Here is a 12,519-nt window from a genome sequence, read left to right on the forward strand (position 1 = left end):
CGCCCGGGGCAGAAGCAGCTGTGCTTCTGCCCCGGGTGAGTTTCGTCACGCTTGTGCCCGGGATACGAGCTGCCGCGGGGCAGATAGTAAGGAAACGTGGGAAGATAGAAAGTATGAGTGTCACTATTCCTGAACCCCCTGACCGGCAGACCGCATCTGACCGCCAGGTGTCCTTTGCCCTGCAGATCGCAGCGGCCTGGTCCTGGCATCTGATGATTGTGGGCATCGCGGCCGCAGCCCTCTACTGGATGCTGGCTAAGATCTCCCTGATCGTCATTTCGATTATGATTGCGGCCCTGCTTGCTGGCCTGATGTCGCCGGTTGTCTACTTCCTCCGCCGCAACCGTATCCACGCCGGTATTGCCACCGCTATCACTGAGCTGGGCCTGATTGCGGCTGTCGTCGGTCTGCTCGCCCTAGTTGGCCAGCAGCTCACCGCGGGCTTCTCCTCCCTCTCAGACCAGGTGGTTGAGGGCTGGAACCAAATCGTTGCCATGCTCAACAACCTGCCCATCGACTTGGGGGCAGACAAGATTGACCAGTACATCAGCCAGCTGGTCACCACCTTGCAGGACAACTCATCGAGTATCTTGAACGGCGTAGCCAGCGTAGGTTCTACTGCCGCCGATATCGGTACCGGTATGGTGATTGTGCTCTTTACCCTGATCTTCTTCCTCATGGAGGGTGAGAAGATTTGGCTCTTTATCGTCAAGCTCTTCCCCCGTAACGCCCGCCGTGCTGTAAACGGTGCTGGCCGTCGTGGCTGGAAGTCCCTGGTCTCCTACGTGCGCGTGCAGGTCTTTGTGGCAGCGGTCGATGCCGTAGGTATCGGTCTTTCTGCCTTCTTCCTGGGCGTCCCCCTGGCCCTGCCCCTGGGCGTCCTGGTCTTCCTGGGCTCCTTCATCCCCGTGGTGGGCGCACTGCTGACGGGCGCCATCGCCGTCCTGCTGGCCCTGGTCGCCAACGGCCTGGTTAACGCACTGATCATGCTGGCTATGGTGCTGGTGGTGCAGCAGATTGAATCCAACATCCTGCAGCCCCTGGTCATGGGTAAGGCCGTAGCTCTGCACCCCCTGGCCGTTGTCATCGTGGTGGTTGCTGGCTCCATGCTTTACGGCATTGTGGGCGCCCTCTTCGCCGTGCCCGTCCTGGCAGTAGTCAACACCGTCATCAGGTACCTCGCCGGCCGTGAGTGGGAACACGACCCCGATATCCGTGAGGAAGAGTTCCTCTACCCGCACGAACAACGCCGACGTGAGAAAAAAGCTATCGCTGAGAAGGTCAAGGAACGCCTAGAGCGCATCAAGGAAGCCGAAAAGGCCGACGAAGACGCCCTCGAAGCCATCAACAACGGCGCCCAGAAATAAGACAAGACGAGGTAACGATGCAAGCACCCGCCCCGGTAGAGCTCCCCGTGAGCCTAGGTCAGATTGAAGACGCAGCCCACCTGCTCGACGGCGTCATTGAGCGCACCCCCGTGGCCCACTCCCGCGCCCTGAGCGAGCAGATTGGCTCCGAGGTTTTTCTCAAATGTGAGAACCTGCAGCGCTCTGGCTCCTTCAAGGTACGCGGCGCCTACGTGCGCATGGCTAAGCTCACCGAGGCTGAAAAGGCTGTGGGCGTGGTGGCAGCATCGGCAGGCAACCACGCCCAGGGTGTGGCGCTGGCAGCCTCCCGCCTGGGCATCGCCGCCCGCATCTATATGCCCCATGGTGCGGCCCTGCCCAAGATTGCAGCGACCCGCAGCCACGGGGCTGAGGTCGTGCTGCACGGGGTGAACGTGGACGAAGCCCTGGCAGAAGCCAAGCGCTACGCCGAAGAAACCGGCGCTGTCTTTGTGCACCCCTTCGATAACGAAGACATCATTGCCGGCCAGGGCACCCTGGGCCTAGAAATCCTGGAACAGGTTCCGGACGTCGATACCATCTTGGTGGGCGTCGGCGGCGGCGGCCTGCTGGCCGGGCTCTCCATCGCGGTGCGCTCGCTGGAAGAAAAGCTGGGTAAAAAGATTCGCATCATCGGCCTCCAGGCCGAGCACGCGGCAGCCTACCCGCCCTCTCTTGCGGCAGACGCCCTGGTGCCCCTGAAAAAGGTCTCCACCATCGCCGACGGTATTGCGGTGGGCCGCCCCGGCCAGCTCCCCTTCACCATCATCAAGAACCTCGTGGACGACGTACACACCGTCTCTGAAGACGAAATTGCCCGCGCCCTCATCTTCCTGATGGAACGCAACAAGCTGGTCGTTGAACCGGCTGGCTCGGTCTCTGTAGCGGCGCTGATGAGCGGCTCACTCAAAGAAAAGTACGGCGACCTGGGTACCACGGTCTGCCTGCTCTCGGGTGGCAACATCGACCCTATGCTCATGCTCAAGGTGATTCAGCGAGGCCTGTCGGCTGCGGGCCGCTACATGACCATCAAGCTCATGCTCAACGACCGCCCCGGCGAGCTCACCACCATCTCCCGCATCATCTCGGAGCACGACGCCAACGTCACCGGCGTGGACCACACCCGCCTGGGCGGCGCCCTCTCCATGGGAGACGTCTCCATCACCATCGACATGGAAACCAAGGGTGTTGAGCACTGCCAGGAAGTCATCGCGGCTCTAGAAGCTGAGGGCTACAAGCCGATCGTGGTCTACTAAACACAGCAGTGTGTGGCAGGCATGCCTGCCACACTACTAACTACTGTGTGAAAGCAAACTGAAGCCCGGGCGTCCGCCCCTACAGAAGGGAAAGGACGCCCGAGCTTCGGTATATCTGCCTGCGGCAGGTTTTAGCCCTGGAAGGGCTTAGCTGAGACAATCTTGACAGGGATCTGCTTGCCGTTGGGGGCTTCGTAGGAGAGCTCGTCGCCTACCTTGTGGCCGTTGATAGCGGCGCCCATGGGGGACTTCTCGGAAAAGACCTGTAGGTCTGAGCCGCCGACCAGGGTGTCGGCTACTTCGCGGGAGCCGAGCAGGAAGGTCATGGTCTTGCCCGCGATGTTCGCTTCAACGACCATGCCGGGCTCAACCACGCCGTCATCGGCTGCGGGCTTGTCTGAGACCTGGGCGGTTTCGAGCAGGTGCTGCAGCTGCTTGATACGGCCCTCATTCTTGCCCTGCTCTTCGCGGGCTGCGTGGTAGCCGCCGTTTTCCTTCAGGTCGCCTTCGTCACGGGCTGCTGAGATACGGTCGATGATTTCCTGGCGGTAGGGGCCTGAGAGGTGCTCAAGCTCAGCCTTGAGCTTGTCGTAGGCCTCCTGAGTGAGCCATGCGCCTTCGTTTTCTGCCATGTGTTTACTCCTTGTAAGCAAGGCCCCGCAGCCGGTGCGGCTGGGGACCGTGGGTGCGGACGGAGCGGAACGCCCCGTGTAAAAGGTCAGTCGTGAGCCTAGTCTACCCATAGGCGGGGTAAGCTCCCTAACTTTACCCCTAGAGAGAAAGGGAGCTAGTCAACCTTCCAGCAGCTATCGACGGTTGCTGTGGTTGCTTCGCCCAGTACCCTGAACTGCACGGTCTGTACCGAAATGCCGTTGCCGTTTTCATCGGCGTAGGGGCCAATCGCGACTTCTTTCCAGCCGACGGGGGCACCCGAGGTGTTGAGGGCCTTGACCGCGCAGACTGCGGTATCTTCGGCCCGTTTGCTGACCTCGAAGGTTACTGAGACTTCGTCGGCGTTGGTGAGAGTAAAGCCAACGTCGCGGCCGGTGGGTTCGTCGCTGGAGTCAGCCTGCACCCAGAATACAAAGGCGCCCCCCACAAGTACCGTTACCAGGGCCAGCGCATACCAGAACCACTGGGGCAGGGCTCGACGCTGGCGGGCGGTGCCGTAACGGGCAGATAGGTCAGGGGCGGTCATCAAGCCCACACCTTTCATACGGGGTAATAGAGAAAATGAGGAGCCCCACCACGCCAGGTAGAATTGACCAGTGTCTTTGAATGCGGGTTCCTTCCTCATTTACGATACCCCAAACATTACTCGAGCTACCTTCGCACTAATGGAGTTTTGCATGAGCAACACTGAATCACCCGCACCCGGCTTTGACCCTTCCCTGCTAGCGCCGCTAAAGGACGACTACACCGGCCTGCGTATTCTGGCGGTCCACGCCCACCCCGATGATGAGTCGTCTAAGGGCGCCTCAACCATGGCAGCCTACGTAGCCCGCGGGGCCCGTGTCATGGTGGCATCAATGACCGGTGGCGAGCGCGGCGATATCCTCAACGAGGCAGTCAACAACAACCCCGCCGCCCACCGTGACCTGGCAGGCGTCCGCCGCGCCGAAATGAAGCAGGCAGCTGAGGTTCTCGGTATTGAGCATCGCTGGATTGGTTTCGTCGATTCGGGCCTGCCCGAGGGCGACCCGCTGCCCCCGCTGCCCTACGGTTCCTTCGCCAGCCTGCCGCTTGAGCAGGCGTCCGCCCCGCTCGTGCGCCTGGTGCGTGACTTCAAGCCCCACGTCATCCTCACCTACGACGAAATCGGCGGCTACCCCCACCCCGACCACATTATGACCCACCGGGTCTCCGTAGAGGCCTTTGAGAGGGCGGGGGACGCGGATGCCTACCCCGGCACCGGCGAGCCCTGGCAGGTCTCAAAAATCTACTACGACCGCGCCTTCAACTTTGACCGAGTCATGGCTTTCCACAACTACCTCGAAAGCGCCGGCCTCGAATCACCCTTCGCCCAGTGGGTCGCTATGTCGATGGAAGAAGATATCGGGGGGCACCGTCCGCCGGTCTCCCGCCACCAGACCACCACCCGCATCTCATCAGCCGACTACTTCGAAAAGCGCGACGCGGCCCTGCTTGCCCACCAATCTCAGGTAGCTCCCGACTCCCTTTTCTTCGCCGTTTCCCCCGAGGTCCAGCGTAAAATCTGGCCCTTCGAAGACTATGTACTGGCCCAAAGCCGGGTTGAGAGCGAACTGCCCGAAACCTGCTTCTCCACCGGCATCGACTACCACTCCTAAAGACAGGAAAGGCCCAGCCCCACCGCGTACAATGGGGACTACATGCCCAGCTAGGCCAATGCCCAGACAAAGCCCTGCACCCAAGACCAGAGGAAGCCGTGACCGTGTCAGCCCTGATCCCTCCATCACTTACGATCCTTGCAGCCGAAGCGACCCCCACCGTCATTACCACGGTCAACCCCGACGGGTCCTTCCGCGGCTCACCCGGCATCGTGGGCTTCATTGTCACCTTCTGCCTGGCCGTGGCTATCGTGCTGCTGGGACTCGATTTGACCCGTCGCGCTCGCCGTCTGCGCTACCGTAGCGAATACGCTATTGCACGTGAGGCTGAGGAGCGGGCGGCTGCTGAGGCTGCGGCCCAGGGAAAAACCGAGGAGCCCGTGCACGCCACCGTGCGCGATGAGGCCGTGGTAGCTCAGGACCACCTGCACCGCCCCCACTAGGTTCTTGAGGGAAGAGGAAACAAGGACGTCGCACCCGGCCGGGTGCGGCGTCCTTGAGGTATAGGGGCCGTTGGCTCGGTCTAGAGGAAGATGCAGAACATCACGGCGATGTAGTGCTGGATAAAGCCGAGCACGGTAAAGACGTGGAAGAGCTCGTGGAAGCCGAAGATCTGCGGGGCCATGGTGGGGCGTTTGGTGCCGTAGAAGATAGCGCCGATGATGTAGCTGGCTCCGCCGGTGGCGATGAGTATGGTGGCGACGGGGGAGACCTGCCAGAAGTCGCCCAGGTAGAAGACCGCCATCAGGCCCATGACAACGTAGATGGGGGTGTAGAGCCAGCGGGGGGCTCCGGTCCAGAAGACCCTAAAGAGGGTGACGGAGAGGGCGCAGCCCCAGATGCTCCAGAGCAAGATAGCCTGCTGGGTGCCCTCAAGAAGGGTTAGGGCTACCGGGGTATAGGTGCCTGCGATGAGCAGGGTGATATTGGCGTGGTCGAGCCGCTTGAGGAGCATACGGGCCCTGGCTGACCAGAAGCCGCGGTGGTAGATACCGGAGATACCAAAGAGCAGGACGCCGGTGAGAGCAAAAATGGCGCAACCGACACCGACGATTCCGCCGCCGGAAAGAGCGATGAGCACGATGCCGGCGATAAAGGCTACGGGTGCAAAGCCTGCATGAATCCAGCCGCGGAGTAGGGGTTTGCCGTTCTCGCGGTAGAAATCGATAATTTCGCGTTGCACGTCGGTCAGTCGGTCAAGCACGCCCTGGTGGGGTGCGGCTGATGAGCCGGAGGTCTGGGAACGGTGAACAGGTGAAGCTATATATTTAGTATGGCAGGTCAAAATAAGCGCGGTCTAGGGGGTAGCTAGAAGCTGAAATGACGGGCAGGGAGCCGGGGTGCGGCGTCCGCCCACCTGTGAACGGGAGGGCAGGGGCCTGCCCGAGCCCGCCTTGCAGGTAGAATGAGCAGGGTAAAGACAACCTGCCACCCCATAACCAGGAGCAGCACATGAAGCTACCGCAGCCACTGTACACGGTGTATGAGCGGTCCCTGATTTCTGCGATTCCAGCGGAGAAACTGCCCCAGCACATCGGTGTGCTGGTCGATGGCAACCGCCGCTGGGCTGCCTTGCTGGGGGAGAGCACCAAGCACGGTCACGAGGCCGGCGCTGCCCGTATCATTGAGTTCCTGGGCTGGTGCACGGAATTGAAGATTCCGATGGTGACCCTCTACATGCTGTCTACCGAGAACCTCAAGCGCAGCAGCGACGAGCTCAACGACCTGGTTGAGGTGATTGAGGGGTTTGTGGGGCGTCTGACCGCCAGCGGCCTGGCCCGGGTGCGCCCGGTGGGTCAGCTGGAATCCCTGCCAGCGAGTCTGCGCTCTGCCTTTGAGGTGGCCGTTGAAGAAACGGCGGCGGTCAGCGGCCTGCAGGTGAACATCGCTGTTGGGTATGGCGGGCGCCAGGAGATTACGGACGCCGTGTGCGGCCTCTTACGTGAGGCGGCAGCTTCCGGCCGGAGCCTCGAAGAGCTCGCTTCGAGTCTGACCAGTGACGATATTTCCCGCCATCTCTACACCAGCGGTATGCCCGACCCGGACCTGCTGATTCGGACCTCGGGGGAGCAGCGCCTTTCGGGCTTTATGACCTGGCAGTCGGCCTACTCCGAGTTTTATTTCTGCGAGGCGCTGTGGCCTGACTTCCGCCGGGTTGATTTCTTGCGGGCCCTGCGCGATTACGCTCAACGTCAGCGCCGGTTCGGCTCCTAAGGCTCGCCGGGGCGGCTATGCTCGAACAGATATATAGCCTAGCGGCAGAAGGGCTGGGCGGACGCTGGCAGGCAGCCTTGGCCGCCTTGCTTTTGGCCTGGGTGCTGGTGTGCTACCTGGTGGCAGCGGCCCAGCTATGGGTTATTGATGTGCGCGAGCACCGCCTGCCCGACCGTATCGTTCTACCCCTCTATGCTCTGGTGGGTCTACCTCTTTTCGGGGCCATCGTGCTGGTGGCCCCCGGCCCCTTTGCTCAGGCGCGGCAGACTGCCTACGGGGCGGCGGTGATGTTTGGCTTGTATGCGCTCATGCGCCTGGCATCTCGCGGGGCGCTAGGCTTGGGGGACGTGAAACTGGCCGGAGTTCTAGGTCTTTTGCTCGCCTATTTCTCGCCCCTGAACCTGCTCTGGGGCAACCTTCTCATTTTTCTGACCGGCGGCCTATATTCTCTTATACTCATACTGGCTCGTCGAGCTACGGGCCGCACCCACATAGCTTTTGGCCCCTTCATGCTCCTTGGCACCACTGTAGCCCTGCTCTTTCCTGCAACCTAGCTGGCCTTGCGCTGCTGCTGCCGCGGAGCGTCTGCACCGGGTGCCTGCCTACGAAAGGAAAATATGCCTACCCCACAATTTATTACCGACCTGCGTGCCAAAGTTGGCTCCGATATGCTCTGGCTTTCGGGCGCTACTGCCGTGATCCAGCGGGATAACGGCGACATTTTGCTGGTGCGCCGCAGCGATACCGGGGCCTGGACGCCGGTGACCGGCATCGTAGACCCCGGCGAGAACCCCGCCCTGACCTGCCTGCGAGAAGCTGAAGAAGAAGCGGGCGTCATCATCGAGGTGGTGGGCTTTGCCCAGCTGAAAGCCGACCCGCCCATGACCTTCGGCAACGGGGATCGCTGCCAGTTTCTGGATCATACCTTCTACTGCCGCTATGTCTCGGGGCAGGCGCGGGTGAATGATGAAGAGTCGAGCCAGGTGCAGTGGGTGCCGATGGAGAAGCTCGCCGACTACTGTAGCGAACGCATGCTCGATAGAATCGACGCCGCCCTGCACTGGCAGAATGGCGCCCGATTCGATCTAGAAGCGCGATAGCTAGGCTTCGGCTGAGAGTTTGCGTAGAAGCTCAACCAGCATGGTGCGCTCAACGGGGGTCAGTTTCTCGGCCCACACGGTTTCAAGCTGGTTCTGCTGGGCAAAGATAGAGCTGACGAAGTCGGTACCGGCGGGGGTGAGCTCAACAAGGGTGCCACGCCCGTCCTCGGGGTCCTTAGCCTTGGTAATCAAGCCCTTGGTCTCTAGGGGCTTACTGATGTTTGAGACAGCGGCCCTGGTCATGCCGGTGATATTGGCCAGGGAGCTAGCCAAGATCGCCCCGGAGCGCCAAAGGGCAAAAAGCACCCGGTAAGCTGCCCAGGAGCTGCCGGCAGGGTGGTGCACTTTCGACTCAAATTCGTGGGTAATAGCCACGGATGCGCGGTTCAGCGACATGGCAAGCAGGGTTGCGTCAACATTGACGGGTATATCGTTCTGGTCGGCAAGATTCTCGCCAACCCGGTCAATAAAAGACCAGTAGGTGTGGTTGCGGGGTGATGGTTCCATTCCTTAAGCCTACTCATTGGGCGGCTGTGAGGGAAAAATAAGCCACCTATTACAGGCTTAAAGCGTGTGAGCAGCGCCTTTCACCGGTCTAGTCTTGACCGACATGGCGCCGGGGGTTAGTCTCTAAAAAAATCTATGAGATAGCCGGTGCAGCGACGCTGCTGCAGAAGGAAGAAACATGCAGACCCACAACAAGGACGTTGTCATTATCGGTGCTGCCCGCACCCCCCAGGGCAAGATTATGGGGGCCCTTTCATCGCTGAGCGCCGTTGAATTGGGCACCCGGGCCCTGGCTCAGGCGCTCAAGGCCAGCACTCTAGCCCTTGAACAGGTTGAAGCTGTTATCTTTGGCCAGGTGGTGCAGGCCGGTGCAGGGCAGAACCCCGCCAAACAGACCGCAAGTGCTGCCGGTATTCCTGTAGCTACCCCGGCGGTGACGGTCAATAGCGTTTGCCTCTCGGGTCTGCGCGCGGTGATAGATGCCGCCCGGCTAATCCGATCGGGTGAGGTCCAGGTCGCTGTGGCGGGCGGCCAGGAGTCCATGTCTCGTGCCCCTTTCTTACTGCCGGATTTCCGCTCGGGGCGAGTCTTCGGCGCTACCGGCGTGCTCGATGCTGTTGAGCGTGATGCCCTCATCGATGCCCAGAGCGGGGAGTCGATGGGCGTGCTGACCGAGGGGTCTAACGCCCGTTTTGAGGTGACCCGCCAGGAGCAGGATGCCATCGCGGCCGCTTCCCACCAGCGGGCCCACGCCGCTGCGTCCGCCGGGCTTTTTGAGGCCGAAATTGCCCCGGTGCAGGTGAAAGGACGCAAGGGGCAGGTAACCGAGGTCAGCGCCGACGAGGGGGTGCGCGAGGGAACCACGGTTGAGGTGCTCGCTCAACTACCGTCCGCTTTTGAGCAGGGCGGCACGATTACCGCAGGGAATGCCTCCCCGCTCTCTGACGGGGCAGCGGCCCTGGTGCTCTCAAGCCGCGAATTTGCTGAAGCGAACGGAATCAAGCCGCTGGCGACCGTCCTCGCTTGGGCTAATACCGCTGGCCCCGAGAACGTGCTGCACTATCAGCCCTCCCGCGCTATCGCCGCCGCTCTCGACAAGGCCGAGCTAACTGCGGCCGACCTAGACCATGTGGAAATCAACGAGGCTTTTGCTGCGGTTTCTGCGGTCTCTGCCCGTGAACTCGGTCTTGACCTTCGGATAGTCAACCCCCACGGTGGTGCTATCGCTCTGGGGCACCCGGTGGGAGCGTCCGGCGCCCGTCTGGTGGTTCATGCCGCTCACGCCCTCAGCCAGGATCCCGATGCTACCTACGCGGCTGTTGCCCTGTGCGGTGGTGGAGGCCAGGGCGATGCCCTGATTCTTCGCGCAGGCTAAATTTCTGCAATGAAACAGAATAAGGGTGGGCTCCCCTAAATGGGGATCCCACCCTTTGTACGTCCGAGCGCCGCGCAGCGCCCGAAGCTCGGTAGGTTTAGAAGTTACCCAGCATCTTGGTGACGTCCAGGGCCTCATCGAGCTGGGCCTCGGTGACCTCGCCACGCTCAACATAACCCAGGGCAATGACGGCCTCGCGCACGGTGGTCTTGTTAGCCACCGAGTACTTGGCAATCTTGGCCGCTGCCTCGTAGCCAATCAGCTTGTTCATGGGGGTGACGGTTGAGGGGGAGGCCTCTGCCAGGAAGCGGGCACGCTCCACGTTGGCTTCCAGTCCGTCAATCATCTTGTCAGCCATCACGCGGGAGGTGTTGGCCAGCAGGCGGATGGACTGGAGCAGGTTGGCAGCCATCACGGGGATGCCCACGTTCAGCTCAAAGGCACCGTTGGTGGAGGACAGGGCGATGGTGGTGTCATTGCCAATAACCTGGGCGCAGACCATAATGGCTGCTTCACAGATTATGGGGTTGACCTTGCCGGGCATAATCGATGAGCCGGGTTGCAGGTCGGGGATATGCAGCTCGCCCAGGCCTGTGTTGGGGCCTGAACCCATCCAGCGAATATCGTTGTTGATTTTCATGAAGGAGTGGGCGATATTGCGCAGCTGGCCGGAGGTCTCAATCAGGCCGTCACGGTTGGCCTGGGCCTCAAAGTGGTTGCGGGCCTCGGTCAGGGGCAGGCCGGTTTCTTCAGCCAGCAGTTCAATGACGCGGGCAGAGAAGCCGTCGGGGGTGTTGATGCCGGTGCCAACCGCGGTGCCGCCCAGGGGAACCTCAGCGACACGGGGCAGGGAAGCGTGGATACGCTCAACACCGTAGCGAACCTGGGCTGCGTAGCCCGAGAACTCCTGGCCCAAGGTCACGGGGGTGGCGTCCATCAGGTGGGTGCGGCCGGACTTGACGACGTCCTTGAACTCCACAGCCTTTCGCTCCAGGGACTCAGCCAGGTACTCCAGAGCAGGGACCAAATCCTTGAGCAGAGCCTCGGTTGCAGCCACGTGCACGGAGGTGGGGAAGACATCGTTAGAGGACTGAGAGGCGTTCACATGGTCATTGGGGTGGACCTCAACGTCCTGCCCCTCCAGGGTCTGGTTGGCCAGGGTCGCCAGAACCTCGTTGGTGTTCATGTTCGATGAAGTACCAGAGCCGGTCTGGAAGACGTCGATGGGGAAGTGCTCATCGTAGTCACCAGCAGCTACCTTATCTGCAGCATCGCGGATAGCGGCGGCGCGGGTGGCATCAAGAACACCCAGCTCCTCATTGGCGCTCGCTGCTGCCTTCTTGATGAGGGCGAGGGCGCGAATGTGGGCAGACTCCAGCGTCTGGCCAGAGATGGGGAAGTTTTCAACGGCACGCTGGGTCTGGGCGCGGTAGAGGGCATCTACGGGTACGCGGACCTCACCCATGGTGTCGTGTTCAATGCGGTATTCAGTGTTTTCTGCCATACCAGCTAGTCTAATACGTCCCCGTGACGGCTGTCGCATTGGGAGCTAAAAATGACGCGCTAGCAGGCTGCCTGCCCGAGGAACGTACCACCAGGGAAGATAGCGGTTTTAGACGGTAATGAGCGGTGAGGACGAGTAAACCAGGTCGGCCTTGCCGTCGGCCAGGTGGTAGAAGACGCCGATGACGGCCAGGATGCCGTCTTCGATACCTTCACGGATAATCCCGGACTGCTCGGCAATGCGGGCCGCCGTCTGGCGGGTGTGTTCAATAACCATGTCGTTGATAGAGGCCCCCTCAGGCAGGTCGGTTGAGATGACTGAGGGGAGGATGCCTTCGACCAGGTTGCGGATGAAGCCACCGGGCATGTTGCCCGAGACGAGGGCCTGGTGGGTGGCGGTGATAGCGCCACAGGAGTCGTGGCCCAGCACCATAATGAGCGGGGTCTTGAGCTCGCCGCTGGCGTATTCCAGGGAGCCGAGGACGGCGTCGTCCAACACCTGCCCGGCGGTGCGCACCACAAAGGCGTCGCCCAGGCCGAGGTCGAAAATGATTTCAGCTGCGAGGCGAGAGTCGCCACAGCCGAAAATTACGGCGAAGGGGTACTGGCCAGCTACCAGTTCAGCGCGGCGGGCGGCATCCTGATGGGGGTGGGAGCGGTTGCCCTCCACAAAGCGGGCGTTGCCTTCGACAAGACGTTCCCAGGCCTGGATGGGGGTTTCGATAGTGCTCACGGCGGGCATCCTTTCGCAGCGGTTTAGGTTTAACCTAGCAACCTGCCCACCTAAAGACATGTGTAAGGCGAATTACATTTTTGAAAAAGGACGCCGGTGGGCGGCTTACTGGATTCCGCTTGAGGGGGTGGGGGAGG

Annotated in this window: 14 protein-coding genes; 8 read left to right on the forward strand and 6 right to left on the reverse strand. The window is 61.4% G+C overall.

All coding sequences use genetic code 11. From position 1 onward, the window contains the following. Positions 1–113: 113 nt before the first annotated feature. Both E4U03_RS08675 and ilvA read left to right on the forward strand, forming a co-directional pair. Positions 114–1,367 carry an AI-2E family transporter gene (locus tag E4U03_RS08675; protein ID WP_194210397.1) on the forward strand — a complete coding sequence of 418 codons (1,254 nt, stop codon included), beginning with the start codon at positions 114–116 and terminating at the stop codon, positions 1,365–1,367. A gap of 17 nt (positions 1,368–1,384) precedes the next feature. Further along, positions 1,385–2,641, forward strand: coding sequence for a threonine ammonia-lyase (gene ilvA / locus E4U03_RS08680; RefSeq protein ID WP_135013149.1), 1,257 nt, complete (start codon positions 1,385–1,387; stop codon positions 2,639–2,641). A 131-nt stretch (positions 2,642–2,772) separates the two neighbouring features. On the opposite strand, the gene greA is transcribed toward ilvA, so the two are convergent. Next, on the reverse strand, positions 2,773–3,273 hold the full coding sequence (gene greA / locus E4U03_RS08685) for a transcription elongation factor GreA (protein ID WP_135013150.1): 501 nt from the start codon (positions 3,271–3,273) through the stop codon (positions 2,773–2,775). Positions 3,274–3,428: 155 nt separating this feature from the next. Next, positions 3,429–3,839 (reverse strand): DUF4307 domain-containing protein, encoded by a 411-nt coding sequence (locus tag E4U03_RS08690; RefSeq protein WP_194210398.1) that lies wholly within the window; start codon positions 3,837–3,839, stop codon positions 3,429–3,431. A 151-nt stretch (positions 3,840–3,990) separates the two neighbouring features. On the opposite strand from E4U03_RS08690, the gene mca reads away from it, so the two are divergent. Then, on the forward strand, positions 3,991–4,950 hold the full coding sequence (gene mca / locus E4U03_RS08695) for a mycothiol conjugate amidase Mca (protein ID WP_194210399.1): 960 nt from the start codon (positions 3,991–3,993) through the stop codon (positions 4,948–4,950). 104 nt (positions 4,951–5,054) lie between these two features. Further along, entirely contained in the window at positions 5,055–5,393 is a 339-nt protein-coding gene (locus E4U03_RS08700; protein WP_135013153.1) for a hypothetical protein, read from the forward strand. A gap of 80 nt (positions 5,394–5,473) precedes the next feature. Here the strand turns inward: E4U03_RS08700 and trhA are convergent, their stop codons facing one another. Further along, complete coding sequence (trhA, locus tag E4U03_RS08705; RefSeq protein WP_228066050.1) at positions 5,474–6,235, reverse strand: PAQR family membrane homeostasis protein TrhA; 762 nt, start codon at positions 6,233–6,235, stop codon at positions 5,474–5,476. 167 nt (positions 6,236–6,402) lie between these two features. Here trhA and E4U03_RS08710 point away from each other — a divergent pair, with 167 nt between their 5' ends. The 3 genes from E4U03_RS08710 (at position 6,403) to E4U03_RS08720 (ending at position 8,264) form a co-directional block, all read left to right on the forward strand. After that, the gene (locus tag E4U03_RS08710; RefSeq protein WP_135013154.1) at positions 6,403–7,164 is read left to right on the forward strand and encodes an isoprenyl transferase; all 762 of its coding nucleotides are present in this window, start codon (positions 6,403–6,405) and stop codon (positions 7,162–7,164) included. A 17-nt stretch (positions 7,165–7,181) separates the two neighbouring features. Further along, on the forward strand, positions 7,182–7,718 hold the full coding sequence (locus E4U03_RS08715) for a prepilin peptidase (RefSeq protein WP_135013155.1): 537 nt from the start codon (positions 7,182–7,184) through the stop codon (positions 7,716–7,718). Between the two features lie 63 nt (positions 7,719–7,781). Beyond that, on the forward strand, positions 7,782–8,264 hold the full coding sequence (locus tag E4U03_RS08720) for an NUDIX hydrolase (RefSeq protein ID WP_135013156.1): 483 nt from the start codon (positions 7,782–7,784) through the stop codon (positions 8,262–8,264). Here E4U03_RS08720 and E4U03_RS08725 read toward each other — a convergent pair whose 3' ends face one another. Then, positions 8,265–8,771 (reverse strand): MarR family winged helix-turn-helix transcriptional regulator, encoded by a 507-nt coding sequence (locus tag E4U03_RS08725; protein ID WP_135013157.1) that lies wholly within the window; start codon positions 8,769–8,771, stop codon positions 8,265–8,267. A 178-nt stretch (positions 8,772–8,949) separates the two neighbouring features. Between E4U03_RS08725 and E4U03_RS08730 the strand changes: the two genes are divergently transcribed. Beyond that, complete coding sequence (locus E4U03_RS08730; RefSeq protein ID WP_135013158.1) at positions 8,950–10,146, forward strand: acetyl-CoA C-acyltransferase; 1,197 nt, start codon at positions 8,950–8,952, stop codon at positions 10,144–10,146. 97 nt (positions 10,147–10,243) lie between these two features. Here the strand turns inward: E4U03_RS08730 and E4U03_RS08735 are convergent, their stop codons facing one another. Together E4U03_RS08735 and E4U03_RS08740 are read right to left on the reverse strand one after the other, a co-directional pair. Then, on the reverse strand, positions 10,244–11,650 hold the full coding sequence (locus E4U03_RS08735; protein WP_135013159.1) for a class II fumarate hydratase: 1,407 nt from the start codon (positions 11,648–11,650) through the stop codon (positions 10,244–10,246). A 108-nt stretch (positions 11,651–11,758) separates the two neighbouring features. Further along, positions 11,759–12,382, reverse strand: a complete 624-nt coding sequence (locus E4U03_RS08740; protein ID WP_135013160.1) for a carbonic anhydrase — start codon at positions 12,380–12,382, stop codon at positions 11,759–11,761. Positions 12,383–12,519: the final 137 nt, after the last annotated feature.

This window comes from Rothia nasimurium (assembly GCF_004569295.1).
GTDB classification, from domain to species: Bacteria; Actinomycetota; Actinomycetes; order Actinomycetales; family Micrococcaceae; genus Rothia; species Rothia nasimurium_B.

Coding starts and splice junctions, on each gene's coding strand:
- E4U03_RS08730 (WP_135013158.1), top strand. CDS start 8,950: ATGCAGACCCACAACAAGGACGTTGTCATTATCGGTGCTGCCCGCACC.
- E4U03_RS08710 (WP_135013154.1), top strand. CDS start 6,403: ATGAAGCTACCGCAGCCACTGTACACGGTGTATGAGCGGTCCCTGATT.
- E4U03_RS08690 (WP_194210398.1), bottom strand. CDS start 3,839: ATGACCGCCCCTGACCTATCTGCCCGTTACGGCACCGCCCGCCAGCGT.
- E4U03_RS08715 (WP_135013155.1), top strand. CDS start 7,182: ATGCTCGAACAGATATATAGCCTAGCGGCAGAAGGGCTGGGCGGACGC.
- greA (WP_135013150.1), bottom strand. CDS start 3,273: ATGGCAGAAAACGAAGGCGCATGGCTCACTCAGGAGGCCTACGACAAG.
- ilvA (WP_135013149.1), top strand. CDS start 1,385: ATGCAAGCACCCGCCCCGGTAGAGCTCCCCGTGAGCCTAGGTCAGATT.
- mca (WP_194210399.1), top strand. CDS start 3,991: ATGAGCAACACTGAATCACCCGCACCCGGCTTTGACCCTTCCCTGCTA.
- E4U03_RS08735 (WP_135013159.1), bottom strand. CDS start 11,650: ATGGCAGAAAACACTGAATACCGCATTGAACACGACACCATGGGTGAG.
- E4U03_RS08725 (WP_135013157.1), bottom strand. CDS start 8,771: ATGGAACCATCACCCCGCAACCACACCTACTGGTCTTTTATTGACCGG.
- E4U03_RS08675 (WP_194210397.1), top strand. CDS start 114: ATGAGTGTCACTATTCCTGAACCCCCTGACCGGCAGACCGCATCTGAC.
- E4U03_RS08720 (WP_135013156.1), top strand. CDS start 7,782: ATGCCTACCCCACAATTTATTACCGACCTGCGTGCCAAAGTTGGCTCC.